Annotated in this window: 28 protein-coding genes; 16 read left to right on the forward strand and 12 right to left on the reverse strand. The window is 71.9% G+C overall.

Annotation, left to right across the window (positions count from 1 at the left end; all coding sequences use genetic code 11):
• The first annotated feature begins 125 nt into the window (after nucleotides 1-125).
• Both E9228_RS06740 and E9228_RS06745 read left to right on the forward strand, forming a co-directional pair.
• Complete coding sequence (locus tag E9228_RS06740) at nucleotides 126-2,510, forward strand: MDR family MFS transporter (protein WP_166779798.1); 2,385 nt, start codon at nucleotides 126-128, stop codon at nucleotides 2,508-2,510.
• Between the two features lie 104 nt (nucleotides 2,511-2,614).
• Nucleotides 2,615-2,899 (forward strand): GNAT family N-acetyltransferase, encoded by a 285-nt coding sequence (locus tag E9228_RS06745; RefSeq protein WP_166779799.1) that lies wholly within the window; start codon nucleotides 2,615-2,617, stop codon nucleotides 2,897-2,899.
• A 35-nt stretch (nucleotides 2,900-2,934) separates the two neighbouring features.
• Here the strand turns inward: E9228_RS06745 and E9228_RS06750 are convergent, their stop codons facing one another.
• Together E9228_RS06750 and lplAB are read right to left on the reverse strand one after the other, a co-directional pair.
• Entirely contained in the window at nucleotides 2,935-3,261 is a 327-nt protein-coding gene (locus tag E9228_RS06750; RefSeq protein ID WP_166779800.1) for a hypothetical protein, read from the reverse strand.
• Nucleotides 3,262-3,355: 94 nt separating this feature from the next.
• Nucleotides 3,356-4,405, reverse strand: a complete 1,050-nt coding sequence (gene lplAB, locus E9228_RS06755; protein WP_166779801.1) for a lipoate-protein ligase LplAB — start codon at nucleotides 4,403-4,405, stop codon at nucleotides 3,356-3,358.
• Between the two features lie 122 nt (nucleotides 4,406-4,527).
• Between lplAB and E9228_RS06760 the strand changes: the two genes are divergently transcribed.
• Genes E9228_RS06760 through E9228_RS06775 form a run of 4 tightly spaced genes read left to right on the forward strand, consistent with a single transcriptional unit; the run spans nucleotide 4,528 to nucleotide 7,851 of the window.
• Nucleotides 4,528-5,220 carry a helix-turn-helix domain-containing protein gene (locus tag E9228_RS06760; RefSeq protein ID WP_166779802.1) on the forward strand — a complete coding sequence of 231 codons (693 nt, stop codon included), beginning with the start codon at nucleotides 4,528-4,530 and terminating at the stop codon, nucleotides 5,218-5,220.
• Nucleotides 5,217-5,735, forward strand: coding sequence for a hypothetical protein (locus E9228_RS06765; RefSeq protein ID WP_166779803.1), 519 nt, complete (start codon nucleotides 5,217-5,219; stop codon nucleotides 5,733-5,735). The genes E9228_RS06760 and E9228_RS06765 overlap by 4 nt, the downstream gene beginning before the upstream one ends.
• Complete coding sequence (locus E9228_RS06770) at nucleotides 5,732-6,640, forward strand: hypothetical protein (protein WP_166779804.1); 909 nt, start codon at nucleotides 5,732-5,734, stop codon at nucleotides 6,638-6,640. The genes E9228_RS06765 and E9228_RS06770 overlap by 4 nt, the downstream gene beginning before the upstream one ends.
• Complete coding sequence (locus E9228_RS06775; RefSeq protein ID WP_166779805.1) at nucleotides 6,631-7,851, forward strand: alpha/beta hydrolase; 1,221 nt, start codon at nucleotides 6,631-6,633, stop codon at nucleotides 7,849-7,851. The genes E9228_RS06770 and E9228_RS06775 overlap by 10 nt, the downstream gene beginning before the upstream one ends.
• Nucleotides 7,852-7,967: 116 nt before the next feature.
• On the opposite strand, the gene E9228_RS06780 is transcribed toward E9228_RS06775, so the two are convergent.
• The gene (locus E9228_RS06780; protein ID WP_166779806.1) at nucleotides 7,968-8,840 is read right to left on the reverse strand and encodes an alpha/beta fold hydrolase; all 873 of its coding nucleotides are present in this window, start codon (nucleotides 8,838-8,840) and stop codon (nucleotides 7,968-7,970) included.
• Nucleotides 8,841-8,918: 78 nt separating this feature from the next.
• Between E9228_RS06780 and E9228_RS06785 the strand changes: the two genes are divergently transcribed.
• Genes E9228_RS06785 through E9228_RS06795 form a run of 3 tightly spaced genes read left to right on the forward strand, consistent with a single transcriptional unit; the run spans nucleotide 8,919 to nucleotide 11,344 of the window.
• A complete protein-coding gene (locus E9228_RS06785; protein ID WP_166779807.1) occupies nucleotides 8,919-10,061 on the forward strand; it encodes an inorganic phosphate transporter in 1,143 nt (380 codons plus the stop codon).
• An 11-nt stretch (nucleotides 10,062-10,072) separates the two neighbouring features.
• Nucleotides 10,073-10,342, forward strand: coding sequence for a hypothetical protein (locus E9228_RS06790; RefSeq protein ID WP_166779808.1), 270 nt, complete (start codon nucleotides 10,073-10,075; stop codon nucleotides 10,340-10,342).
• A 60-nt stretch (nucleotides 10,343-10,402) separates the two neighbouring features.
• A complete protein-coding gene (locus E9228_RS06795; RefSeq protein WP_166779809.1) occupies nucleotides 10,403-11,344 on the forward strand; it encodes an acetamidase/formamidase family protein in 942 nt (313 codons plus the stop codon).
• 100 nt (nucleotides 11,345-11,444) lie between these two features.
• Here E9228_RS06795 and E9228_RS06800 read toward each other — a convergent pair whose 3' ends face one another.
• Nucleotides 11,445-12,197: an SDR family NAD(P)-dependent oxidoreductase gene (locus tag E9228_RS06800; protein WP_166779810.1), complete on the reverse strand. Its 753-nt coding sequence runs from the start codon at nucleotides 12,195-12,197 to the stop codon at nucleotides 11,445-11,447.
• A gap of 172 nt (nucleotides 12,198-12,369) precedes the next feature.
• Between E9228_RS06800 and E9228_RS17005 the strand changes: the two genes are divergently transcribed.
• Both E9228_RS17005 and E9228_RS06810 read left to right on the forward strand, forming a co-directional pair.
• The gene (locus E9228_RS17005; RefSeq protein ID WP_166779811.1) at nucleotides 12,370-12,834 is read left to right on the forward strand and encodes a MarR family transcriptional regulator; all 465 of its coding nucleotides are present in this window, start codon (nucleotides 12,370-12,372) and stop codon (nucleotides 12,832-12,834) included.
• Nucleotides 12,835-12,839: 5 nt separating this feature from the next.
• Nucleotides 12,840-14,189: an MFS transporter gene (locus tag E9228_RS06810; protein ID WP_166779812.1), complete on the forward strand. Its 1,350-nt coding sequence runs from the start codon at nucleotides 12,840-12,842 to the stop codon at nucleotides 14,187-14,189.
• Nucleotides 14,190-14,258: 69 nt separating this feature from the next.
• On the opposite strand, the gene E9228_RS06815 is transcribed toward E9228_RS06810, so the two are convergent.
• A complete protein-coding gene (locus tag E9228_RS06815) occupies nucleotides 14,259-15,149 on the reverse strand; it encodes an alpha-E domain-containing protein (protein WP_166779813.1) in 891 nt (296 codons plus the stop codon).
• A 165-nt stretch (nucleotides 15,150-15,314) separates the two neighbouring features.
• Between E9228_RS06815 and E9228_RS06820 the strand changes: the two genes are divergently transcribed.
• The gene (locus E9228_RS06820; protein ID WP_166779814.1) at nucleotides 15,315-15,830 is read left to right on the forward strand and encodes a MarR family winged helix-turn-helix transcriptional regulator; all 516 of its coding nucleotides are present in this window, start codon (nucleotides 15,315-15,317) and stop codon (nucleotides 15,828-15,830) included.
• 50 nt (nucleotides 15,831-15,880) lie between these two features.
• Nucleotides 15,881-16,069, forward strand: a complete 189-nt coding sequence (locus tag E9228_RS06825) for a hypothetical protein (protein WP_166779815.1) — start codon at nucleotides 15,881-15,883, stop codon at nucleotides 16,067-16,069.
• Between the two features lie 39 nt (nucleotides 16,070-16,108).
• Here E9228_RS06825 and E9228_RS17540 read toward each other — a convergent pair whose 3' ends face one another.
• The 6 genes from E9228_RS17540 to E9228_RS06855 form a co-directional block, all read right to left on the reverse strand.
• Nucleotides 16,109-16,951 carry an NAD(P)-dependent oxidoreductase gene (locus E9228_RS17540; RefSeq protein ID WP_341849807.1) on the reverse strand — a complete coding sequence of 281 codons (843 nt, stop codon included), beginning with the start codon at nucleotides 16,949-16,951 and terminating at the stop codon, nucleotides 16,109-16,111.
• A gap of 118 nt (nucleotides 16,952-17,069) precedes the next feature.
• Nucleotides 17,070-17,726 (reverse strand): M23 family metallopeptidase, encoded by a 657-nt coding sequence (locus E9228_RS17310; RefSeq protein WP_341849808.1) that lies wholly within the window; start codon nucleotides 17,724-17,726, stop codon nucleotides 17,070-17,072.
• A 194-nt stretch (nucleotides 17,727-17,920) separates the two neighbouring features.
• Nucleotides 17,921-18,196 carry a hypothetical protein gene (locus tag E9228_RS17015; RefSeq protein ID WP_166779816.1) on the reverse strand — a complete coding sequence of 92 codons (276 nt, stop codon included), beginning with the start codon at nucleotides 18,194-18,196 and terminating at the stop codon, nucleotides 17,921-17,923.
• A gap of 100 nt (nucleotides 18,197-18,296) precedes the next feature.
• Nucleotides 18,297-19,037, reverse strand: coding sequence for a 1-acyl-sn-glycerol-3-phosphate acyltransferase (locus E9228_RS06845; RefSeq protein WP_166779817.1), 741 nt, complete (start codon nucleotides 19,035-19,037; stop codon nucleotides 18,297-18,299).
• A 73-nt stretch (nucleotides 19,038-19,110) separates the two neighbouring features.
• On the reverse strand, nucleotides 19,111-20,970 hold the full coding sequence (gene recQ, locus E9228_RS06850; RefSeq protein ID WP_166779818.1) for a DNA helicase RecQ: 1,860 nt from the start codon (nucleotides 20,968-20,970) through the stop codon (nucleotides 19,111-19,113).
• 9 nt (nucleotides 20,971-20,979) lie between these two features.
• Nucleotides 20,980-22,122 carry a CPBP family glutamic-type intramembrane protease gene (locus tag E9228_RS06855; RefSeq protein ID WP_166779819.1) on the reverse strand — a complete coding sequence of 381 codons (1,143 nt, stop codon included), beginning with the start codon at nucleotides 22,120-22,122 and terminating at the stop codon, nucleotides 20,980-20,982.
• Between the two features lie 36 nt (nucleotides 22,123-22,158).
• On the opposite strand from E9228_RS06855, the gene E9228_RS06860 reads away from it, so the two are divergent.
• Entirely contained in the window at nucleotides 22,159-23,085 is a 927-nt protein-coding gene (locus tag E9228_RS06860; protein WP_166779820.1) for an EamA family transporter, read from the forward strand.
• Between the two features lie 48 nt (nucleotides 23,086-23,133).
• On the opposite strand, the gene E9228_RS06865 is transcribed toward E9228_RS06860, so the two are convergent.
• On the reverse strand, nucleotides 23,134-23,565 hold the full coding sequence (locus tag E9228_RS06865; RefSeq protein ID WP_166779821.1) for a GNAT family acetyltransferase: 432 nt from the start codon (nucleotides 23,563-23,565) through the stop codon (nucleotides 23,134-23,136).
• Nucleotides 23,566-23,699: 134 nt separating this feature from the next.
• Between E9228_RS06865 and E9228_RS06870 the strand changes: the two genes are divergently transcribed.
• Nucleotides 23,700-24,506: a class E sortase gene (locus E9228_RS06870; RefSeq protein WP_341849809.1), complete on the forward strand. Its 807-nt coding sequence runs from the start codon at nucleotides 23,700-23,702 to the stop codon at nucleotides 24,504-24,506.
• Complete coding sequence (locus E9228_RS06875) at nucleotides 24,503-24,679, forward strand: hypothetical protein (protein ID WP_166779413.1); 177 nt, start codon at nucleotides 24,503-24,505, stop codon at nucleotides 24,677-24,679. The genes E9228_RS06870 and E9228_RS06875 overlap by 4 nt, the downstream gene beginning before the upstream one ends.
• The last annotated feature ends 25 nt before the right edge of the window (nucleotides 24,680-24,704 follow it).

Genomic DNA, 24,704 nt, shown 5'->3' on the forward strand with positions numbered 1-24,704 from the left:
GGAGGTCTGCCCCACATCGGACTGTGGAGGGCTGCCGATGTCCACAGGAACGCGTTCCCGGTGCGCGCTGCCGTTGCCCGAGTTGTAACTTTGCACGCAGCGCAAAATCTTCGGGAGTCCCGCACATGACACAGACCGCGACCGCACCCGCGGCCCCCACGACGTCGTCGAACGTCGTGATGAACCACCGCCAGATCCTGCTCGTGATCTACGGCCTGATGGCCGGCATGTTCCTGGGCGCCCTCGACCAGACGGTCGTCGGCACGGCGATCCGCACCATCGGCGACGACCTGCACGGTCTCGACCAGCAGGCCTGGGTCACGACGGGCTACCTGATCGCCTCGACGATCACCACACCGATCTACGGCAAGCTCTCCGACCTCTTCGGTCGACGCCCGCTGTTCATCACCGCGATCGCGATCTTCATCCTCGGTTCCCTCGCCGCGTCGTTCTCGACGTCGATGCTGATGCTCGCCGGCTTCCGTGCCCTGCAGGGCCTCGGCGCCGGTGGCCTGATGTCGTTGCCGCTTGCGATCATGGGCGACATGCTCGCACCGCGCGAGCGCGCCAAGTACCAGGGCTACTTCCTGGCCGTGTTCGGCATCTCGTCCGTCATCGGTCCGCTCGTCGGCGGTGTCTTCGCCGGCGCGAACGAGCTCCTCTTCATCTCCGGGTGGCGCTGGGTCTTCCTGATCAACGTCCCGATCGGCATCATCGCGCTCTTCATGGTGCTGACGTTCCTGCACCTGCCGAAGTACGGCGAGCGTCGCAAGCCGCGCATCGACTGGTGGGGCGCCTCCCTCGTCATCGTGACGCTGGTGCCGCTGCTCCTCATCGCCGAGCAGGGTCGCGAGTGGGGCTGGGGCTCCCCCGGTGCCCTCGCGTGCTACGGCGTCGGCGCACTCGGCCTGATCGCGTTCATCATCGTCGAGCGGGCGATGGGCGACGACGCGATCCTGCCGCTGAAGCTCTTCGGCTCGCACGTCTTCTCGATGGCCGCCGTCCTGTCCGTGCTCATCGGTTTCGGCATGTTCGGCGCGATGCTGACCATCCCGCTGTACCTGCAGATCGTCAAGGGCGTGACGCCGACCGAGTCCGGGTTCGCCATGCTGCCGATGGTCCTCGGCCTGATGATCTCGTCGATCGCGTCGGGCCAGATCGTCTCCCGCACGGGCAAGTACCGCATCTTCCCGGTCACCGGTACGGCCTTCACCGCCGTCGGCTACACGGTGCTGACGTTCCTCACCGCCGACCGGCCGCTGTGGTTCCTGATGACGGGCATGTTCCTCATCGGTCTCGGCCTCGGCCAGCTGATGCAGACGCTGACGCTCGCCGCGCAGAACTCCGTGTCGCCGCGGGACATCGGTGTCGCCACCAGCGCCGCCACGTTCTTCCGCCAGATCGGCGGCACGATGGGCACCGCGGTGCTCCTGTCCGTGCTGTTCAGCCTGATGCCGACGAACATCACCGGGGCGCTGCAGAACGAGTCCGACCTGAAGAGCGCCCTGAACGCCGCCCTGAACCCGGCGGTCGCGAACGCCGACGCGAACAAGGGCGTGATGGACCAGATCTGGAACCCGATCGTCACGCCGATCAAGCAGAACGTGCAGGACGGTCTCGACCAGGGCGCCGTGCAGGCCAAGCAGGCAGCCGACCAGGCCGTGACGAAGCAGGTCACCGCCGCCGTGCAGCAGCAGGTCGACGCGGGCACCATCCCGTCCGGAGCAGCCGACACGATCATCGCGCAGCAGATCGCCGACGCGAAGGGCGACGCCGAGCAGAAGGCGCTGCAGACCGCTGCGGCCAAGGCGGGTGCCGAGGTCGTCGACGGCACCCTGCAGGTCGACTACTCGAACGCCTCGCAGCGGAAGGGCATCGTCGACGCCGTCGCACCGAAGCTCGTCGACCAGCTGCGGGACGGCAAGGGCGGCACATCCTCGAGCACCTCGTCCACCAACGACACGTCGTTCCTCAACGGGTCGGACAAGCGCCTCAGCCGTCCGTTCCTGGTCGGGTTCAGCGACTCCGCGGTGACGGTCTACTGGGTCGGCCTGGCCGTCGTCCTGCTGGCCTTCGTCCTGACCTGGTTCTTCAAGGTGCCGCCGCTGCGCAAGACGTCGGCGCTGCAGGAGCAGGCCGATGCCGCACGCAAGAGCGCGGACGACGACCGCCTGGCCGCCGATGCCCAGCAGGCAGCGGCGGGCTCCGGCTCGCTCGTCTCGCCGGACACCGGGTCGATGTCGGCCGTGCCGACCTCGCCCGACGTGCCCGCGCAGCCGCGCTCGGCACGCACGGCCGGCGGTTCGCAGGTCTCGGTCCTCCCGACCGCGACCGAGACGGAGACCGCGACGGACGACACCCGCGCGCCCCTGCCCCACGCGTCCACCCACGGAGCGCACTCGTCGTCGACGCCGGTGGACGAGCCTCCCGCGGCGACCGGTGCCATCCGGACGGAGCACGGCGCGCACGCCGCGGACGAGCACCCGCACGGCCGCCACACGGCCGGCTGACCCTTCGCGGAACGCAACGTGGGCGATTGCACGCAGCGGTACTCCGCGGTGTGCAACCGCCCACGTTGCGTTCCGCGGGAGGTGCCCGGCGTAGCCTCCGGAGGATGAGTCTCGACGTGCGCAACGACACCGACCAGAACCAGTACTCCCTCGTCGAGGACGGCAAGGTCATCGGCCTCGCCGCCTACGAGATCGACGGCGACGCGATCCACTTCGTGCACACCGAGGTCGATCCCGAGCACCGTGGCGGCGGACACGCCTCGATCCTCGTCGAGCACGCCCTGGACGACGTCCGCGCGAACTCCGATCGCCGGGTCGTCGCCGAGTGCAGCTACGTCGCCGCTTGGCTCGAGCGGCACCCGGACCACCAGGACCTGCTCACGCGCTGACCCGCGCGAGCGCCGGGCCACCCGGCGCAGGGCGCTCAGCGGGAGCGGTCGTGCGTCCCCGCCCGGTGCGTGCCGTCGCCGGCACGGGCCGACGGCACCCGGATGAGCACGGTCCCGCTGAGCAGGTCGTGGTCGTCCCGGGACGGCGTCGGCGCTTCGCGCGGGAGGCGCGCCTGCCGCTCGTACTCGGCCTGCGTCTCGTGTCGGGTCGGCGCGAACACCTCGTCCATCATCGACACGACGCCACCGGATCCGCCCCCGCGCGTGGACTTGTTCGACAGGTCGATCCAGCCCACACGGTCGGCGATCCACATCACGACGACCGCGGCGGCCACCGCCCCCAGGAAGATCAACCAGTTCACGGCAGCGACGTTACGTGGCCGTCCGGCGGAGGACATCCGCCGCGCGGCTGATCCTCGTGATCCGCACGGACGGCGGCGCCGGCCGCCGCGCCGCTCAGGGCACGCGCTCGAGCCACTCCCGCGTCGAGAACTTCGTGTCGACGAGCTCCTGCGCCTTCTGCCGCTCGGCGTCGGTCACGTGCCCCTCGGTCGCCCCGTAGAGCTTGGTGAACGTGCCGACGAGCCGGTCGATGATCTCGGCACGGCTCAGTCCGGTCTGCGACCGCAGCGGGTCGACACGCTTCGCGGCGCTCGTCGTCCCCTTGTCGCTCATCTTCTCGCGGCCGATGCGGAGGACCTGCGCCATCTTCTCGCCGTCCATGTCGTAGCTCATGGTGGCGTGGTGCAGCAGCGACCCGGTGCCCAGACGCTTCTGGGCGGCGCCGCCGATCTTGCCCTTGGTCGAGGTGATGTCGTTGAGCGGCTGGTAGTAGGCCTCGATGCCCAGGGACTTCAGCGCCTCGATCACCCACTCGTCCAGGTACGCGTACGAGTCGGCGAAGGTCATGCCCTGCACGAGCTCGGTCGGCACGTACAGGGAGTACGAGATGATCGCGCCGGCGTCCATGAACATCGCGCCGCCGCCCGAGATGCGGCGGACGACCTGCACGCCGTACTTCTCGGCTCCGGCGGGGTCGACCTCGTTCTTCAGCGACTGGAACGAGCCGATCACGACTGCCGGCTGGTCCCACTCCCAGATGCGGAGCGTCGGTCCACGGCGTCCGGCGCCGACCTCCTCGGTGAGGACCTGGTCGAGCGCGAGGTGCTCGTTCGGGCTGATCGGCCCCTCGTGGATGACCTTCCAGTCGTAGTCACGCCACGACGAGGCCCGCGACAGGGCACGGCGGACCGCGACCCCGACGGACTCGGGGGTGAAGCCGAGCAGGACGGCGTCCTCCGGCAGCGCGTGCCGAACGGCGGCCGCGATCCCGGCGGCGTCGGTGTCGGCCCGCAGCCCGTCGACCGCCCGGTCGATGAGCGGGAGCGCGTCGTCCGGTTCGAGGAAGAAGTCACCCGCCAGACGGAACTGGTCGATCCTGCCGTCGACGACCTCCAGGTCGACGACGACGAGCTTGCCTCCGGGGACCTTGTACTCACCGTGCATGCCGCCACCCTATTCCGGGAGGCACGTGGCGGCCGGGTGGCGAGCCTCCCGTCCGACAGGCGGTCCGTCCGCATCCGCGGCTGGTCGACCACCTGCGGTCGGTTTCGCAATAGGGTCGTCGGGTGGGCAGACAGGGGAGCGGCGAGCCGAACGAGTTCTCGCGGGCGCTCGTCGACGCGATCGACGACCTCCGGGTCCGACGCGGTGTCTCCACGCCGGCCCTGATCGCGCGAGCCGGCTTCAGCCGCGGCTACTACTACAAGCGCACCCGCGGCGAGACCTCGTTCAGCACCAACGACGTCCAGACCATCGCCGAGGCGCTCGGCGTCCCGGTCCGCACCCTGCTGGAGCCGGCCATCACCGAGACGGACCGGCGGGGCGCCGCCGAGGTGGACGACCGGCCCGACGCAGCGCTCCTCGGGTACCGGCTGCGGAAGCTCGTGGCCCTGCACGTCGCGCGGACGCCCGCGCCCCCGGTCGACCGCGCGGTCCGTGCGGCGCTGGCGAAGCGGGGGCGTCTGCTCGCCGGTGCCGACTGGGAGCAGCTGCTGGCCGGCGAGCCGACGGAGGTCACCGACGACGACCTCCGGACGGTGGCGGAGTTCTTCGACGTGCCCGCCGAGTACCTGCTCCGTGTCGCGGTGCCCGGGGTCGTCGACGTCCTCGACGCCCGGCTCGAGGTCGAGACCGCCCTGGCCGAGACCGGTGTCGGGATCGCGGCCCGGTCGGTCAACGCGGCCTCCCCCGCTGAGCTCCTGGCCATCGCGGACGCGATCCGCGCCGCCGCCCCGTCCGAGCGCGGGGGCCTCCGGTGAGGACGGTCCGGACGAACCGCCTGACGACGCAGCTGGCGGAGGCCGCGATCGACGGTCTCGCCCTGCCGGCGGGACCGATCACGTTCGACACACTCCGGACGTCGCTCGAGCGCTGGTTCGGCAAGCCGGTCCGGGTCGCACCGCTGGACTCGCTGCCCGCTCGCGGTCAGCCGGCGAGCGTCACCGGGCTGTACCTCAACACGGCGGACGCGGGGCAGGTGTACTTCCACCCGGACGACCCGCGGCTCTACCAGCTGTTCGTGGTGCTCCACGAGTTCATGCACATCGCGGCCGGACACGGCGGCTGCCACGTCCCGGCCGACGTCCTGGGTCGGGGGTACGCCGGGGTGACCGCCGAGGTCTCGGCCGCACGGGCTCGCGTCCCCGGCCGGACGTCCCCCGACCAGGCGCGCAGCGTCGACATCGAGGAGCTCGTCGCCGAGCGCGGCGCGATGCTGCTGCTCACGCGCCTCCGGACGTCGACCGCGTCGCCGGGCGAGGACGCCTTCGCGTGATCGCCGCGGCGTTCTGGGCGGTCGTCGGGCTCCTGCTGCTCCGGGTCGACGCGTTGGCCAGCGCCGAGCGGCGGCCGGCCTTCTTCGCCGCCGCCCTCGGAGTGGTCGGCATCTCCACGGTGGGTGTGGTGTGGCCGGTCGACGACATCGACGCGGCGCTCGGCGACGTCAACGCGATCGACCTGGTGCAGGTCCTCGCCGCCACCGCCGCCTTCTGGTTCCTCCGTGACGCCACCCGTGCCCACACCGGGTCCGCTGCACGGTCGCGCCTCCGGTGGTTGGTCGCCGTGCTCCTGGTGGAGACGGTGACCTTCGTCGCGATCCCGGACCACGTGGGCGAACCGACGACGTACGTCCACGAGCACCTGCACCTGCCGGCGACGTGGGTGCACATCGTCGTCTACATGCTCGCGATGGGCTGGTTCGCGGCGGACTCGATCCGCGTGCTCCTGCCCCGGGTCCGCGGGGCCGACGTGCTCTTCGTCATCGGGTTCGCGCTCGTGGTGCTGTCCGTGGTCGCCGAGCTCGTCGACGTCACCGCGGTGTTCGTCGCCGGTGGGCAGACCGGGTTCTCGCGGGCGATGCTCGTCACCTTCAACAGCCTGTTCTACCCGGGGCTCGTCGGCATCGCGCTGGCGCACGGGTGGCGCACGGTCCGCCGGTTGTCCTCGACCCTGTCCTGGCGTGCCGTGTCGGTGCGGTTGTTCCTGATCTCAGCGCGCGACCGCAGTGACGGACCGCCCGCCCTCCGGGTGCCCGGCGGGCCCGAGGTCGCCGCCGCGCAGCGGTACATCGAGGTCCGCGACAAGATCGTCGCGGGCCGTCTGGAAGCCACGGAGAACGAGGAGCACTTCTTGCGACGAGTGGACGCACGACTGGCGAGCGGGGTCAGCGCATGGGCCTGATCGGAGCGGTGACGGGGACGGTGGCGGCCGCGGGGGTCGCGGCGGTGACGGCAGCGGGGGTGGTCGTGGCACGGAAGGCGGTGCACCCGCGCCCGAAACGCACCGTCACCGTGCTCGAGGTCGGCCGGTCGGACACGGCGCCGGCGCCCACTGCCGCGGCCACGCCCACGGCCACGGCCACGACCACGACCACGACCACGACGACGACGACGACGATCACCGTGCCGTCCGACGAGCAGACCCGCTGCCCCGGCGAGTACCGCGTGTACTTCGACGACGCGCGCCACAGCCTCCTGGTCGGCGACGTGCTCGACGACGACGGCGACCGGGTCCGCCGGGCGGTCCTCGGCGGACCGGAGGCCCTGCCGGCTCCCGGCGACGAGCTGGTCTGGAGCGGCTACCTGATCGACCGGCCCGGAGCGGTGTCGCCGGACTTCGACGAGGTCGTCATCACCGCGGACGACTCGGTCCGGACGGCGTGGTCCTTCCCCGTAGCGGGAGCGACGACGTGGGCGATCCACGTGCACGGCATCCACTCGGGACGGCAGGCGATCCTCCGCGCCGTGCCGGACACCCTCGCCGCCGGCATGAGCTCGCTCGTGATCGGGTACCGCGGCGACGTCGAGGACGACCGGGGGCTGCCGGCCACGTTCGGCACGGACGAGTGGCACGACCTCGACGCGGCGATGCGGTACGCCGTCGACCACGGTGCCGAGCGGCTGGTGCTCGTCGGGTGGTCGATGGGCGCGACGATCGCCATGCACGCCGCGAACGACTCGGCGCTCCGCGACCGGATCGACGCGATGGTGCTGGTGTGTCCGGCGCTCGACTGGTTCGCAGCCCTCCGCGCGGGTGCGGCGAAGGCCGGGTTCCCCGGGTTCCTCGGTTCCCTCGGCGCCGTCGCCCTGACGGTCCCCGGGCTGTCGCGCATCGCCGGCCTGCGGGCGCCGATCCCGATGCGGCGACTCCGGCCGACGGCCCCGGCCGGCCTGCCGATGCTCCTGCTGCACAGTGTCGGCGACCGGGACGTGCCGATCGAGGCCTCGCGCCGGTTCGTTGCTGCGGCAGGAACGACGGCGACCCTGGTCGAGATCGCACCGTGCCCGCACGGCAGTGAGCTGAACCGTGAACCGGAACGCTTCCACGGCGCGGTCGCGGACTTCCTGGCCCGTGTTCCTGCCCTATCGGAGGAAGACGCAGTACACGGATAGGGTACGGTGGTGCTCATCGGCGGGGTCGGCGTCGTCGTTTGGGGGGGATGCCGACCCGCCGCCACATCCTGCACCGACGCCCTCGCGCGGTCCGATCCGGCACCGCGCGATCCGGTTCAGGCCGTCGCGACCGCGCGGCCCAGCCAGGTGACCAGGTCCGCGACGACCTCGTCCCGGTTCGTCTCGTTGTAGACCTCGTGCCGGGCGCCGTCGTACACGCGGACGGTGACGTCGGAGAGCCGGCCGCGACGCCGGTACGCGCGGGCGAGCAGCTCGACGGAGCGGGGCCCGCCGAGGGAGTCCTCGGACCCGACCTGCAACAGCATCGGCAGGTCGTGCGGGATCCGCCGCCGCGGCAGGCCGAGCAGCCGCAGGGTGTCGGGCAGGCCGAAGAGCCCGAGCACGTCGGCCTCCACCGCGAGCGGGTCGAGCCCGACGGCGTCGATGACGGCACGGTCGCGGGTGAGCCACTCGTGCGTCGTCGGACCGGAGGCCGCGTGCCGCCGGTTCAGGTCGCCGCCGTTCATCAGCCCGGGCAGTCGGAGCGCGCTGGCGGACAGGACCACGCCGGCGTACTCCTGGGACGAGGTGTTCACGATCCGCTGCGCCATCAGCGACCCCCACGAGTGGCCGAGCAGCACCACCGGCAGGCCGGGGTCGTCCGCCTTCGCGACCGCGGTCATCTGCTCCACGGCCGCGATCGCCGCACGCAGGCCGCCCGGTCCGAGCCGCCCGAGTCGGGCATGGTCGCCGTCCCACTGCGCCAGACCGGTCCGTCCGTGTCCGCGGTGGTCGTTCGCGTGCACGGTCCACCCGGCCCGCACCAGGTCCTGGGCGAGCGGTTCGTACCGGAGGCCGTGCTCACCGACACCGTGCGCGATCTGCACGACGCCCTTCGGCTTGGCGGCGCGCCAGGTCGAGTAGACGATCTCGACACCGTGGGCGTCGGTGAACGAGGAGTCGCCGCGGGCGGCGGAGAACGTGGGCACGGCAGCATCCTCGCAGACCGCGCACCTGTTCACCCGGCGTTCACCCGGCGGCTCGTCCACGGGCCTAGCGTCTCGCGCATGGACGTCCTCGTCACAGTCGTGTTGGTGATCGTGGTGGCCCTCGTGTTCGACTTCACGAACGGGTTCCACGACACCGCGAACGCCATGGCCACCTCGGTGGCCACGGGTGCCCTCAAGCCCCGCACCGCCGTCCTCATCTCCGCCGTGCTCAACCTGGTCGGTGCGTTCCTCTCCACCGAGGTGGCGAAGACCGTCTCGCAGGGGATCATCCGCGAGGGCCAGGACGGCATCCACATCTCCCCCACGATGATCTTCGCGGGACTGGTCGGAGCCGTGCTCTGGAACCTCGGGACGTGGTACTTCGGTCTGCCGTCGTCGTCCACGCACGCGCTGTTCGGCGGTCTGATCGGGGCGTCGATCATCGGTGCCGGGCTCAACTCGGTCGACTGGGCCACCGTGGTCTCGAAGGTCGTGCTGCCGGCGCTGCTCTCCCCCGTCATCGCGGGCGTCATCGCCCTCGTGGCGACCTTCTTCGCGTACCGCCTGACGAAGAACGCCACCACGCACGGCGCCGCGACCGGGTTCCGGCACGGGCAGACGATCTCCGCATCGCTGGTGTCGCTCGCACACGGCACGAACGACGCGCAGAAGACGATGGGCGTCATCACGCTGACTCTCATCGCAGCGGGCTACCAGGGCGCGGGCACCGGTCCGGCACTCTGGGTGATCCTGGCCTGCGGGCTCGCGATCGCGCTCGGCACCTACATGGGCGGCTGGCGGATCATGCAGACCGTCGGCAAGAAGATCTCCGACGTGCAGTCCCCGCAGGGCTTCGCGGCGGAGACGAGCTCGGCCGCGACGATCCTCGTCTCCTCGCACCTGGGCTTCGCGCTCTCCACGACGCACGTGACGAGCGGCTCGGTCGTCGGCTCCGGCCTCGGCAAGAAGCTGGCGGACGTGCACTGGGGTGTCGTCGGCAAGATCGTCATCGCCTGGGTGATCACCCTGCCGTCCGCGGCGATCGTCGGTGGGCTCGCCACGTGGCTCGCCTCCACCTCGACGATCGGCCTGGTCGTCGTGGCGCTGCTCGCCCTGGCCGGCGGGCTGACCTTCTTCGTGCTGGCCCGGCGCAAGCCGATCAGCGCGGCCGACGTGCACGAGGGCACCACGGAGCGCGAGCCCGTGGCCGCCGGGAACTGAGGGAGGAACCGATGGACATCGACTTCACCGCCATCGGCACCGTCGCAGGCGTCGGCTTCGTGGCCGCCGTCGGCGTGGTGCTGCTCTACACGCTGGGGTTGCGACTGCTCGGGACCGGGCAGCCGGTGGACGCGGGCGGCGAGAAGACGCAGTACTCCGAGGAGACGGCGCGCTCCGGTACGACACCGCCGGTGGCGTACCTCGGTGCCGGTGTCTGCTTCGCGCTGTGCATCGCGGCCGTCCTCTACGGCATCTGGATGACGATCCCGCAGTTCCACTGACGGCCGGCCGGGACACCCCGTCCGGGGCCGGCCCCAGGCCGTGCCTGGGATGATCGGCCGGTGACCCACCACCGCATCGAGACCACCCCGGACACCGCCGTCGACGTGCTCACCGCCGAACGCCGACCGGTGCTGACCGTCGACCCGGGTGACACCGTCACGGCGTCGACGCTCAGCGCGGCCGGGTACACCGAACGGCTGCCGGCCCCGGGCGTCGAGGAGTCCACACTCATCGCCTCCCGCCGCGGCCACTGCCTGCTCGGTCCGATCGCCGTCAGGGGTGCCCGGCCCGGGCAGGTGCTCGCCGTGCACTTCGACGACCTGGTGCCGGACGACTGGGGCTACACCGGTTCGGGTGGCGTCGACACCCCGTTGAACCGTGCCCTCGGCCTGGCCGATCCGTCCACGCGCGGGCCGCTGCTCTGGGACGTCGACCACGCGGCGGGCACGGCACACAACCAACTCGGGCTCGGGGTGCGGACGGCTCCGTTCCTCGGCGTCGTCGGGCTGCCGCCGGAAGCCACGGGCGAGCACTCCACGATCCCGCCGCGACCCCTCGGCGGCGGCAACATCGACTGCCGGGAGCTCGTCGCCGGCGCCACCCTGTACCTGCCGGTGACGGTGCCGGAGGCGCTGCTCTCGATCGGCGACGGCCACGCGGCCCAGGGCGACGGCGAGGTCTCGGGCACCGCCGTCGAGTGCGGCATGACGACCACGATGACCCTGACGCTGCTGGACGAGGCACCGGTCGCGGGCATCTACGCGGACACCCCGGCGGGACGCATCACGTTCGGGTTCGACGCAGACCTCAACGCCGCGACCGCGACCGCGCTCGACCGGATGGTCGACTGGATCGCCGGCTCGTACGACATCACCCGCGCCGAGGCGCTCGGCATGGCGAGCGTCGCCGTCAGCATGCGGGTCACCCAGGTTGCGAACCGCACCTGGGGCGTACACGCGCTCCTGGCGCACGACGCGGTCCTGACGCGGGCGGTCGACTGACGGACGGGAGGCCCGGCGGACGTGAGCGGGTCTGCTCACGTCCGCCGGGCCTCCCGTCCGGTGCGCGTGTCCGGCGGGTGCCTGGCACGCGGGTGACCGGTCAGTGCGCCGAATACCCGCCGTCCACCAGGTGGTAGCTGCCACTGATGAACGACGCCTGGTCGCTGAGCAGGAACAGGACGAGCGCGGCGACCTCGGCGTCCGTGCCGAGCCGTCCGGCGGCGTGCTGCGCCTCGAGGCCGGCGAGCTCGTCGCCGCTCAGCGAGGAGCGGACGAGCGGGGTGTCGATGAAGCCCGGGCCGACGGCGTTCGTGCGGACGCCCTTCGCCGTGTACTCGAGCGCGGCGACCTTCGTCAGGCCGACGAGGGCGTGCTTCGACGCCACGTAGGCGGCGTTGTTCGCGATGCCGACCGAACCGAGGACCGACGACATGTTGACGATCGCGCCGCCGCCGGCCGCCAGGATCGCCGGGATCTCGTAGCGCAGACCGTAGAAGACGCCGTCGAGGTCGACGGCGCGGACGCGGTCCCAGGCCTCGATGTCGTACTCGCCGATGGGCTGCGGTGCGGCGCCGATGCCCGCGTTGTTGACGGCGAGGTGCAGTGCGCCGTAGGTGTCGACGGCGAACTGGACGGCCCGCTCGTTGTCGGCGGCGATCGACGAGTTCGCGGAGACGGCGGCCGCGGTGCCACCGGCCTGCTCGATCTCGGCGGCGACCCGCTCGGCGGCCTCCTGCTTGATGTCCGTGACGACGACGGAGGCTCCCGCTGCCGCGAGCTCCTTCGCGATCGACTCACCGATGCCGCTGCCACCACCGGTGACGATGGCGACCTTGCCCTCGAACCCGTTCATGCGTCCTGCTCCTCCCGTGCCTTCCGGCCCGTGTCGATTGGGCAACACCTGTTGTCCAGTACCCCACTGTACGCCCGTCGACCGGGGTCGGCAGGCCTGTTCCCGCGCTGCTCCCCACGTGATCGGGCCGAACTGATTCGTTCGCTGAACTAATGAGCTAGGCTGACGACTCGTGACCGTCACCGACCCGCTCCCCACCGCCGCGCGTCGTCGCCCGTCGCCCGACCCCTCGCTCGCCAGCGACGTCCGGATCGCCGTGAACCGGCTGTCCCGGACCCTGCGAGCACAGAAGGCCGACACGACCGTCAGCGACGCCCAGTTCTCCGCCCTCGCCCTGCTGCACCGCGAGGGCGCGATGACCCTCGCGGACCTCAGCCGCCACGAAGGCGTCACCCCGCCCTCCATGACGAAGACCGTGACCGCGCTCGTCGACCGTGGGCTGCTCACGAAGGACGACCACGGCGACGACCGCCGCAAGGTCCTGCTCTGCCCGACCGCCGACGGCCACGACCTCGTCACCGAGACACGGCAGCGCCGCGACGGCTGGCTCACCCCGCGCCTCGCAGCGCTCACCCCGGCGGAACGGAAGACCCTCACCGCCGCCACCGACATCCTCCGGAGGCTCGCCGCCCAGTGAGTGCCATGTTCCGGTCCCTCTCGGGACGCAACTACCGCATCTGGTTCGCCGGTGCCCTCGTGTCGAACATCGGCACGTGGATGCAGCGCACTGCCCAGGACTGGCTCGTCCTCACCCAGCTGACCCACGACGACGCCGTCGCGGTCGGTGTCACCATGGCGCTGCAGTTCGGGCCGCAGCTGCTCCTGCTGCCCTGGACCGGCCTGGTCGCCGACCGCTTCGACCGACGCCGGATGCTCATGCTGACGCAGGGCCTGATGGGGCTGCTCGGCCTCGGGCTCGCCGTGATGGTCCTCACCGACACCGCGACGCTCTGGTCCCTCTACGGCTTCGCGCTCGCACTCGGCGTCGTCGCCGCCTTCGACACCCCGGTCCGCCAGGCCTTCGTGTCCGACGTCGTCACCGGCGAACAGGTCTCCAACGCCGTCGCGCTCAACTCGGCGTCGTTCAACGCCGCTCGGCTCATCGGCCCCGCGGTCGCCGGCGTCCTCATCGCCGCGATCGGATCCGGGTGGGTGTTCGTCATCAACGCCGGGTCGTTCCTGGCCGTGCTCGTCGCGCTGCGGTTCGTCGACCCACGACAGCTCGCCGACCGGGCGCGGGCTCCACGCGGCAAGGGGCAGCTCGTCGCGGGCTTCCGGTACGTCCGGACCCGACCGGACATCATCGTGGTGCTCTGCATGATCTTCGTCGTCGGGACGTTCGGCGTGAACTTCCCGATCTTCACGTCGACGATGGCGCGCGTGGAGTTCCACCGCGGCGCCGGCGAGTTCGGACTCCTCAACTCGGTGATGGCGGTCGGGTCGGTGCTCGGCGCACTGCTTTCCGCGCGCCGGGAGGTCCCCCGGATGCGGACGCTCACCATCGCGGCCGGCGGGTTCGGACTCGCCTGCACCGCCGCGGCGTTCGCACCGACCTACTGGACCTTCGCCGTCCTGCTCGCGTTCGTCGGGCTCGCCTCACTGACCTTCATGACCACCGCGAACGCCCTCGTGCAGACCACCACCGCACCCGCGATGCGCGGACGCGTGATGGCCCTCTACATGGCGGTCTTCGCCGGCGGGACGCCGCTCGGCGCCCCGATCGTCGGAGCGGTCGCCGACGCCTGGGGCCCCCGCTGGGCCATCGGCGTCGGCGCGACCTCGGGCTTCGTCGCCCTGGCGATCGCACTCGTCTGGCTCGTCCGGTTCCAGCACGTCCGCCTGCGCTACGACGCCGACAACCGCCTGCACCTGGCCGTCACACGGTCACTGCCGGTGGTCGCCCCGGCACCCGGCACGCGAGCCGCTCGGGCCGCCGTGCGGCGGGACCTGGAGCACGACGAGGCGGTCGTGGAGCGCTCGAGCGCGGTCTGACGCGGCCGTCGCCCGAGCGGTGACCCGGACCACCCTCCGCGACGCCGTCGGGTCAGCGACGCCGTCGGGTCAGCGAGCCGGTTCCGGCGCGGCGAACACCCGGCGGTCGAGCGCGGCCGTGATCGTCTCGGCCGCCGCGGCCAGCCGGGACCCCGCCGACCGGGCCGCGTCCACGGCGGTGTCGGGCGTCACCGTCTCGAGCTCCGCACGGGCCTCGCCGAACGCCCGGACCTCGGCCGCCAGGTGCACCCCGACCAGGTCGTCGAGGCACCCCTCGCTCCGACGTGCCAGGAACAGGAGCGACCGTGGGCTGTGCTCGTCGAGCAGGAGGAACGTGGCCGCATCCGCCGAGGTGCTGCCGTGCCGGAACTCCCGGTGGAAGGCCTCCCCCGCCCCGCAGGCACGGAGCGCGGTCGACCAGGACGTCGCCGAACCCGGGTCGAGCAGGTCCGAGGCGAGCATCCGCGCGGTGACGGTCAGCCGTGCCAGCGAACGGCCGAGCGTGAAGAACTCCCACACCTCGTCGCGGCTGACGTCCCCGTCGACCACGCCGACGGCCAGGGCGCTGCGCTCGCGCACCCATCCGAGGAACTCGTGCGCCTTCTCGCCGACGATCTTCCGCGGCAGGCGGGAACGCGTCGTGTTGAGGCAGTCCCAGAGCTCGGTCGACACGACGTCACGCGCACGGCGGGCGTCGTCCCGCGCGACGGCGACGGCCGCGGCGATCGAGGCCGGCTCGTGTCGGTCCAGGGCCAGCGCGTCGAGGGTCGCCGACGGGCTGAGGTCCACGTCCGGTGGCACCGTGGCGCCGACCACCAGCCGGAGGTCCCGACCGAGGCCCGGATCGTCGGTCGCGGGGTCCCGCCGGGCGAGGTGCACGTCGAGCAGGCGCGCGACGACGTCCGTCCGCTCGACCGCGCCCCCGACACTGTGGACGCTCCTCGCGAGTCGGTTCAGCACGGCGACTCCTGCATGCGCCGAACCTACTGAGGGCTCGTTGCCGGGGTGTTTCCGAGCCGCGTCACCGGTGTTGCGGGGGACGTGTTCCGAGCGCTCCCTGGACGCTGGGCGTGCAAGTCATCTCGCTCGCTAGACAAACTAACTAGAGCGTCTAGCATTGTCCGTATGACTTCCGAGGTGACGACAGCAGCCCCGGGGTTCTGGTACGGCGAGGACTCCCGGGTCGACGCGGTGGACGTGCTGAACGCCCTGCGTCGGTACCGCACCGCTGAGAGTTCTGCCCAGCGTCGCGTGCGTGAGGAACTCGGGATCGGTGAGAACGCGCTGATGGCCCTGCGGGTGCTCGTCGACGCCGAGACCTCCGGGCGCACCGTCAACTCGAAGGAGCTCGCGGAACGGCTCGGCATCACCGCGGCGTCGACCTCGGCGCTCGTCGACCGACTCGTCCGCTCCGGCCACGTCGAGCGTCACGCGGACCCGGGCGACCGCCGCGGCGTCATCCTCACCGCCACCGGCAAGTCGATGCGACGGGCGCTCGCGGTCATCGGTGACCTGGACTCCCGCGCCGTCGAGGTCGCGCAGCACCTGCCGCCGGAGGACATGGCCGTCGTGGTGGCGTTCCTGCAGCAGATGGCTGGCGCCGTCGACGAGACCGACGTCACCGACGTCGACGAGGACTGAGCCGGACCTCGTCCGCACGGAGCGTCGAGGACCGGGCGTACGCTGACACGATGCGCGAGCCCGAGGACGACATGCCCACGGCGGAGCTCGACGCCCGTGCCCGCGCTGACGCCGCGCTCCGGCGGATCCGCGACGGCGCCGACCCGACGCGCGAAGCGTTCGACCTGGCGAACACCCTGAACGACGAGTCGGTCAGCCGGTTCGCCCGTCGCCTCCGCGACCTGTTCCGCCGGTCCTGACGCGGACCGGACCAGGAACGCGGCACGGCCCGGTCCGGGTCAGAACGCCGTCCCCACCGCCGCGATGTCGTCACCGCCGTGCCCCGCCGCGCTGGCGTCGGCGTAGACCCGGCCGAGGGCCGCGAGCAGGGTCGTGTCGACGTCCGCGTCACGGGCGGCGTCGGTGATGAGGCCGATGTCCTTCCGCAGCCCGTCGAGGGCGAACTGCGCGGGGAACGATCCCGCGATCATGGCCGCACCCTTCGTGTGCGCGTAGGCGGAGTCGCTCGCCGAACCGTCGATCGCGTCGAGGAACAGCTGCGGGTCGAGTCCGAGCGCCCGGGCGAGTGCGAGCGACTGGCCGGTCGCGGCGGTGATCGACGCGATCCAGGCGTTGGCCGCGAGCTTCAGCGCCGTCCCCTGCCCGACGTGGTCGCCGGCGCGGACGACCTTCGCGCTGACGGCGTCCAGCACCGGCGCGATCACCGACACCGGCTCGTCCGCACCGGCGACGAGCATCGTGAGCGTGCCCTGCTCCGCCGGGGCCTTCGTGCCGAGCATCATCGCCTCGACGAGCGTGATGTCGTACTTCTCGGCGAGCTGCACGATCGTCTCGGTCCCCGCGACGCCGATCGTCGACGCCTGCACCCAGACGGCGTCCTGCGGTGCCTCGCCGGCAGCGTGCTCGAGGACGTCGACGACCGCGTCGGTGTCGAACAGGGTCAGCAGGACGACCTGCGCCCCGGACACCGCGTCGGCAGCGTCCGTCGACACCGTCGCCCCGTGCTCGCCGAGCGGACGGGCCCGGTCCGCGGTGCGGTTCCACACCGTCACGTCGTGCCCCGCTCGGAGGAGCGACTGTGCGACGCCCGCTCCCATCGCTCCGGTTCCCAACACCGACACGCGCACCGTGGTCTCCTCACCGCGTGGCTCCCTGCCACGACCAGATCGACGGTACGCGGCTCGCCGGGGTGCCGACGCAGCACCGGGGAAGCCGTGGACGGACGCACACCCGGACCCGTCAGTGCAGGAGACCCCGGGCCGCGAGCCACGGCTCCGGGTCGACCGGCTGCCCGGCCAGGACCACCTCGAAGTGCAGGTGCGGCCCCGTGGAGACACCGGTGCTGCCGACGGCACCGATGCGCTCGCCCACGCCGACCGACTGCCCCGGCCGCACGTCGACGACGGACAGGTGTCCGTACCGCGTCTCCGTGCCGTCGGCGTGGCGGAGGAGCACCTGGTTGCCGTACCCGCCGAGCACCCCGGCGGACACGACCGTCCCGGACATCACCGCCAGGACGGGCGTCCCGGTGGCAGCAGCGAAGTCGGTGCCCTGGTGATCCGTCGAACACGCGGCGCACCCGGCGACGCTCCGGCCGCCGAAGTTGCCGGCCGACGGGATCGTCCCGGCGACCGGACGCGCGACGGCCTCGGACGACCCGGGCTGGCGCGCCAGGAGCACTCCGTCGGGCCGGCGGACGATCGTGAAGTCGGCTCGCGCGGGGGTGTCCGGGGTGGCCCCGACCGCGCGGAAGACCTGCGACGGCACACCCGGTGCGGCCACCACGACCGGCGTGGCATCGGCCGCCGGCGGCGCCGTGTCCGTGACCAGCAGGCAGCCGGCGATCGCGACCGACGCCAGGGCGAGTCGCCGTCGACCCCACCAGTGGTCCCGCACGTCACGGACGGTGCTGCTGGCCGAGGCGCGGACGAGAGCGACGGTGAGCGACGCGCCCGGCGGGAGTCGTGGGCGGGCGCCGGGGACCGCTGTCGCTGTCGCCGTCGCTGCGTGCCGGGCTCGGGCTCGGCGGTGCCGGCCTCGGGCACCGGGTCGTCGCCGGGGCATCGAGATCAGTGGGGACACGGCGACGGTCAGGCCCGGACGACGCCGCTGGCGAGGATCCGGTCGAGCTCGAGCGCGACGGCGTCGACGACCGCGCGGGTGACCGCGTCGACGACCGCCTCGACCAGCGGGAGCTGCTCGTGGCAGACGACGTGCTCCCGTGCGAGCGAGGCCCGCAGGCTGGCGGGGACGGCGTCGATGACCTCGACGAGTTCTGCGGGCACGTCGATGGACGGCCGGACCGGGGCGGAGTCGGACTGTCCCATCCGGCGGGCGATGGCGTCGAAGAGCGGCGTCGAGGACATGGTGGGCCTTTCCCTGGAGGAGTTCGGGTGCCCACCGATGCTGATCCCGGCGGGCTGGTCCCACCATACGATCAGTATTTCAGATATGCAATAGTGACGGTCAGTCGGGATCGGCGTCGCCACGGTCGTCGTGCTGCAGGATCCGCTTCACCCGCTCCACGATCGTGGCCGGCGGCTCGTTGTACACGCCCGCCGGCTCCTGGCCGCTGAGTGCCTGGATCGCCGCCGTCACGGCGTCCGTCGCCTGCCGTCGGGCCCGACCGGAGCCCGCGGCCCCGAACCCGGAGAGGTCGATCGGCTCGCCGAACTCGATCCGGACCCGCGCCAGCCGAGGCAGCCGCGATCCGACGGGCTGGACGTCCTCGGTCCCGGTGAGCGCGACCGGCACGACCGGTGCGCCGCTGGTCAGGGCGAGCCAGGCCACCCCGGTCCGCCCCTTGTAGAGCCGACCGTCGAGCGAGCGGGTGCCCTCGGGGTAGATCGCGAACGCCTCGCCCGCCTCGAGCCGGGCGAGGCCGAGGTCGAGCGCCTGCTGCGCCGCGGCACCGGCACCGCGCTCGACGCCGATCGCACCGATGCCGGAGAAGAACGCCCGTGACAGCGCACCCCGGAAGCCCGTCCCGGTGAAGTACTCCTGCTTCGCGAGGAACGACACCTTCCGCGGGGCCAGGAGGGTGATGGTCGGCGAGTCGATGAAGGACCGGTGGTTGCTCGCCAGGATCACCGGACCGCGCTTCGGGACGTTCTTCCGGCCGACCACCTCGGGCCGCCACAGCAGTCGTGCCAGGGGCGCCACCACGGCGCGTCCGAGCACGGTGGCGGACTTCGTCGAACGGGTCACACGGCCTCCTGTCGAGCGGGAGTTCCCGAGTGTAATGACGCGCTCGGGGCCGACATGCCCCGGACGGCATGGATCAGACCGCAGCCGCCACGACGTCGAGGACGGCCCGCCCGTACGACTCGAGTTTGGCGGCGCCGACACCGGAGATCTCGGACAGCTCGTCGAGGTCCGACGGCTGCACCGCGGCGATCCCACGCAGGGTCGCGTCGTTGAACACCACGTACGCGGGGACGCCCTGCTCACGTGCCTGCCCGGCGCGCCACTGCCGCAGCGACTCGAAGAGCGGCATCGCCTCCTGCGGCATGTCCGACACCACGGCGGCCCGTCGGGTCCGCCCGGCACGCGGTGCCTTCACCGGGTCGCGACGCATCCGGACCTCGACCCGGCCGGCCAGGACGTCCGCGCTCGTCGGGCTGAGGACGAGCGTGCCGTACCCGTCTCCGGACACCGCGACGTAGCCCTGCGCGAGCAGCTGCCGGGCGACGGCCTTCCAGTCCGCGTCGGACAGGTCCTGACCGATGCCGAACGTGGCGAGGGAGTCGTGTCCGAGTTCGGTCACGCGGGGCGACTGCTTGCCGGTGAGGATGTCCACCAGGTGCGCGACGCCGTACCGCTGGCCGCGCTCGCGGTCGAGCCGCACGATGGTCGACAGCAGCTTCTGCGCCGGCACCGTGCCGTCCCACGACTCCGGCGGGGCCAGGCAGGTGTCGCAGTTGCCGCACGCCGAGGACTCCTGCCCGAAGTAGGCGAGCAGGCGCACCCGACGGCACTCGATCGTCTCGCACAGCGCGAGCATGGCGTCGAGGTGCGCGCTGAGCTGACGGCGGTGCGCGGCGTCGCCCTCGGACTGGTCGATCATCCGGCGCTGCTGCACGACGTCGTTCAGGCCGTACGCCAGCCACGCGGTGGCGGGCAGACCGTCTCGCCCGGCTCGTCCGGTCTCCTGGTAGTAGCCCTCGACCGACTTCGGCATGTCCAGGTGCGCGACGAAGCGGACGTCGGGCTTGTCGATGCCCATGCCGAACGCGATCGTGGCGACCATGACGATGCCGTCCTCGCGGAGGAACTGCGCCTGGTTCCGCTCGCGCACCCGGGCGTCGAGACCGGCGTGGTACGGCAGCGCGGCGATGCCCTGCTGCACCAGTGCTGCGGCGGTTCGCTCGACGGAGTTGCGGGACAGGCAGTAGACGATGCCGGCGTCGCCGCTGTGCTCGGTGCGGATGAACGTCAGGAGCTGCTGCATCGCCCCGGTCTTCGGTTCGATCCGGTACTGGATGTTCGGCCGGTCGAAGTCGGCGACGAAGTGCGCGGCGTCGTCGAGCCCGAGCCGGGCGGAGATCTCGCGGTGGGTCTGCGGCGTCGCGGTGGCCGTGAGCGCGATGCGGGGGACGTCCGGCCAGCGCTCGTGGAGGACGCTGAGTTCGAGGTAGTCCGGGCGGAAGTCGTGCCCCCACTGCGCCACACAGTGTGCTTCGTCGATAGCGAAGAGGGCGATCCGGGCCCGGTCGAGCAGGGACCGCGTGGACTCGATCTTCAACCGCTCGGGCGCCAGGTAGAGCATGTCGACCTGCCCGGTGACGACGTCCCGCTCGACCCGGGCACGCTCGTCGGGACCCTGCGTGGAGTTGAGGAACGCGGCCCGGACGCCGTTCGCGGCGAGGGCGTCGACCTGGTCCTGCATGAGGGCGATCAGCGGCGAGACGACGACGCCGATGCCGTCGCGGACGAGCGAGGGCACCTGGTAGCAGAGCGACTTGCCGCCACCGGTCGGCATGAGGACGAGGGCGTCCCCACCGGCCACCACACGGTCGATGATCTGGGCCTGTGCACCCCGGAAGGCGTCGTAGCCCCAGACCCGGTGCAGCACGTCGAGCGCGGCGGAGCGCGGACCTGCCGTATCGGTCCCGGGCGCAGCGACACCAGTCGAACTCATGCGACGAGCCTACGGCCGCGGGCCGACACCACCGGACTCGTCCACAGGCCGACCGGCACCCGCCCCGACCAGCACCGGGTCGCCGGACGTACCCGTCTCGTCATCGCGAGCGGGTGCGATCGACCAGCCCGCGCCTCCCGGCCGGAGCCACTGCCGGCCACCCGCCCAGAGCGGCGCGTGCCCGCGGAACCGGGGCGCCTCCTGCCCGGGGAAGCGGCGGTCCAGCTTCCGCCAGTGCGCCATCACCTCGACGAGCCCCCAGTAGAGGAGCGAGGTACCGAGCGTCACGACGAAGCCCTGCCACGTGCCCTGCGACCCCTCGCCGGTCAGGTCGACCTTCGACCAGCCGGGCGCCTGCAGCACGAAGATCATGATGTTGTTGAGCGCGTGCTGGAGCACCGTCGCCTCGAGCCCGCCGGTGCGCAGCACGATGACCGCCGCGACCAGGCCGAACGAGCCGACGTCGAGGATCCCCCAGATGTTGTAGCCGTTCGGCACGTGCAGGACGGCGAACAGGACCGTCGACACCGCGACCGCGACGACCGCGCCGACGACACGGAGCGGGATCCACGAGCCGATCGTCTGCATGAGGAAGCCGCGGAACACGTACTCCTCTGCCGCGGCCTGGAACGGCACGAGCAGGACCACCAGCAGGATCGTCAGGGTCAGCGTCTGCAGCGAGACGGTCGACTGGCCGAGTTCGTCGGTGTTCCAGTGCAGACCACCGTCGGTCGCCACGTACCCGCTGCCCTGGAAGAAGAACATCACGATCGCCAGCACCAGCAGCGGCAGCAGGCACCAGCCGAGCCACCCCCACCGGATCCGGGTCCGCACCGAGGACAGCAACCCGTACGGGCCGAGCCCGGCGATCTTCGTGGACAGCATGACCGCCGGCAGCAGCACGACGAGCGACACGAGCGTCAACGAGAGGACGAGCGGGTCAGTCGGGTCGAGGGCGCCCGACGACAGCTTCTCCGTCAGGTCCATCACCCCCGCCGGTCCCCGCTGCGCGCCGATCGGCACGAAGTACGCGATCGCGATGACGAACTGCGACGCCAGGTAGAAGCCGAGGAACACCGCCAGGGCCACCAGTGGCCGCCACCACCGCCAGTTCGCATCGACACGGGGCAACCGGTGGTAGGGAACGCTCACGCCGTGCAGAGTACCGGTGCGGGCAGGATGGGACCCGTGATCACCGTGCTGCTCGGCCTCGGCGGCGCCCTCGTCTACGGGCCGGCCGACTTCCTGGGCGGGCTCGCGTCACGTCGCATCCGGCCCGTGACCGTCACGGCCGTCGCCGCCGCCGTCGGCCTCGTTCCGCTGCTGGTCGGTTCCGCGGTCCTGGGCAGCCGGTTCTCCGGACAGGCGACGGCCGCCGGCGTCGTCGCGGGCCTCTCCGGCGCGGTCGGCGTCCTCCTGCTCTACGCGGCGCTCGCGATCGGTCCGATGAGTGTGCTGTCCCCGCTCACCGCCGTGTTCTCCGCCGTCGTCCCGGTCGTCGTCGCGCTGGTCCGTGGCACCGTGCTGTCGCCACTCGGAGTGGTCGCGCTCGTGGTGGCGGTGGTCGCCGTGGTGCTCGTCGCGTCGGTCCCCGACCCGGGCGGCGCGCGCCTCACCCTCCGCGGGGTCGTCACGGCCGCGATCGCCGGATGCGGCTTCGGTGGCGTCGTCCTCGGGTACGACGCCTCGCCGGCCGACTCCGGCGTCGCGACCCTGCTCGTCGCGCGGACCCTCCAGGTGGTGCTGCTCGGCACGGCGGCGCTCGTCACGATGTGGCTGGGTGCCCGGCTCCGCCGACGGCCGGGAGGCTCGTCCCCCGCCTCGACGACGGCGGACGTCCGCCCCGTCGCCGGCCGGGTGCGGCCCGATCGGGTACTGGTGCTCGTCGTGATCGCGTGCGGGGTGTTCGACGCCCTGGCGAACGTGTTCATCCAGGCGGGCCTGCACTCGAGCGACGACCCGTCGACGCTGCCGGTGATGAGCGTCCTCAACGCGCTCTACCCGATCGGCACCGTGGTGCTCGCCGGCATCGTGCTCCGCGAACGGCTCACCGCGCTGCAGACCGCGGGCATCGTGCTGGCGTTCGCGGCGTCGGTCGGCCTCGCGGTGTCCTGACGACCCGGTGCTCCGCGGCGCTGCCTGACAGTCCTCCTGCGGATCGGTTCAGGGCGCGTCGTCCGGGATCAGGCGTTTGCCGAGCGAGACCGTGTGGTCGTCCGCGTACCCGAGTGACTCGTAGAAGGCGATCACCTGCTCGTTGCCGGCTCGGACCTGCAGGTTCAGCTTCGGGCAGCCGAGGTCGGTGAGCAGCCGCTCGAACTCGCCCATCAGGCGCCGACCGAGCCCACCCCCCTGTCGGTCCGGTGACACCGCCAGGTAGTTGACCCAGCCACGATGCCCGTCGAAACCGGCCATGCCGGCGGCGACCACGGCCTCCCGGTCGGTCGCCACCAGGAACAGTTCCGGCTGCACCGTCGCCTTCCGCGCGATGTCCCGGCGCGGGTCGTTCCACGGCCGGACCAGGCCGCACGACTCCCACAGCGCGACGACGGCCTCCGTGTCGGCGGGGCGGAAGGGACGGATCAGGGGCTCCATCCGCACCACGGTAGCGAGGACCGCGCCCGTCGATCCGCCATCGTCACCGGACGGACCTGTGGACGGTGCCCGCAGCGGGCCGTCGCCGTGGTCTGATAGACCTACTGCGCCGACCTCACCGATCCGGAGCCCCTGTGACCTCTCACGACACGCTGCCGTCGCGGCGCGACGCCCGCGCTGAGAACGGCGACGAGCAGCCCCGGCGTCGGCGTCCGCGCCAGACGGTCGGCGGAGCGCTCGTCGCCCTGCTCGCCGAGCTCCTCATCATCGCCGGAGCCGGCACCGGGCTCTACGTCGTCTGGACTGCGTGGTGGACCGACGTCGTCGCCGTGAACCAGCAGACCAAGCTCGTGCAGACGCTGGACCAGCCCGAGCCGAAGAAGATCGTCGGCACCGAGCGGCGGGACGCGGTTCCCGTGCTGGCCGAACCGCCGGGGCTCTCGACCGTCTTCGGCACCATGCAGATCCCGCGCTTCGGCAGCGACTACGACCGGCCGATCGGCGAGGGCACCGACCGCGAGCAGGTCCTCAACACCATCGGTCTCGGCCACTACCAGGACACCGCGATGCCCGGAGCCGAGGGCAACTTCGCCGTCGCCGGACACCGCGTCACGTACGGCAAGCCGCTCAACCAGATCGCGGACCTCCAGGACGGCGACCCGATCGTCGTCCGTGTGACCGACGCGAAGAAGAAGTTCGACGTCTGGTACGTCTACAAGGTCACCGACAGCCAGATCGTCACCCCCGACCACATCGAGACGATCGCGCCGGTCCCGAACAAGCCCGGTGTGGAGCCCACCTCGGACGACCGCTGGCTCACGCTCACCGCCTGCCACCCGATGTGGTCCGCCGCCCAGCGGTACGTCGTGCACGCGAAGATGGACTACTGGATGCAGGCGTCCGACGGCACGCCGAAGGAACTGACGGAGGCCGCCAAGTGATCTTCCCCCTCGTCTGGCGGGCCCTGCCCGGACCGACCGCGCTGAAGGTGCTCGAGTTGCTCGTGCTCCTCGTCGCCATCGTCTTCGTGCTCTTCACCTGGGTGTTCCCGTGGATCGCCGCGGACATCCTGCCGCCGCCCGACGGCACCGTGGACGCGACGCCGCACCCCTGACCGCTGGCCGCTGGCCACTGGCCGG

The organism is Curtobacterium salicis (assembly GCF_011759505.1).
Lineage (GTDB): Bacteria > Actinomycetota > Actinomycetes > Actinomycetales > Microbacteriaceae > Curtobacterium > Curtobacterium salicis.

Coding starts and splice junctions, on each gene's coding strand:
- E9228_RS06740 (WP_166779798.1), top strand. CDS start 126: ATGACACAGACCGCGACCGCACCCGCGGCCCCCACGACGTCGTCGAAC.
- E9228_RS06745 (WP_166779799.1), top strand. CDS start 2,615: ATGAGTCTCGACGTGCGCAACGACACCGACCAGAACCAGTACTCCCTC.
- lplAB (WP_166779801.1), bottom strand. CDS start 4,405: ATGCACGGTGAGTACAAGGTCCCCGGAGGCAAGCTCGTCGTCGTCGAC.
- E9228_RS06775 (WP_166779805.1), top strand. CDS start 6,631: ATGGGCCTGATCGGAGCGGTGACGGGGACGGTGGCGGCCGCGGGGGTC.
- E9228_RS06785 (WP_166779807.1), top strand. CDS start 8,919: ATGGACGTCCTCGTCACAGTCGTGTTGGTGATCGTGGTGGCCCTCGTG.
- E9228_RS06790 (WP_166779808.1), top strand. CDS start 10,073: ATGGACATCGACTTCACCGCCATCGGCACCGTCGCAGGCGTCGGCTTC.
- E9228_RS06800 (WP_166779810.1), bottom strand. CDS start 12,197: ATGAACGGGTTCGAGGGCAAGGTCGCCATCGTCACCGGTGGTGGCAGC.
- E9228_RS06810 (WP_166779812.1), top strand. CDS start 12,840: ATGTTCCGGTCCCTCTCGGGACGCAACTACCGCATCTGGTTCGCCGGT.
- E9228_RS06820 (WP_166779814.1), top strand. CDS start 15,315: ATGACTTCCGAGGTGACGACAGCAGCCCCGGGGTTCTGGTACGGCGAG.
- E9228_RS06825 (WP_166779815.1), top strand. CDS start 15,881: ATGCGCGAGCCCGAGGACGACATGCCCACGGCGGAGCTCGACGCCCGT.
- E9228_RS17015 (WP_166779816.1), bottom strand. CDS start 18,196: ATGTCCTCGACGCCGCTCTTCGACGCCATCGCCCGCCGGATGGGACAG.
- recQ (WP_166779818.1), bottom strand. CDS start 20,970: ATGAGTTCGACTGGTGTCGCTGCGCCCGGGACCGATACGGCAGGTCCG.
- E9228_RS06865 (WP_166779821.1), bottom strand. CDS start 23,565: ATGGAGCCCCTGATCCGTCCCTTCCGCCCCGCCGACACGGAGGCCGTC.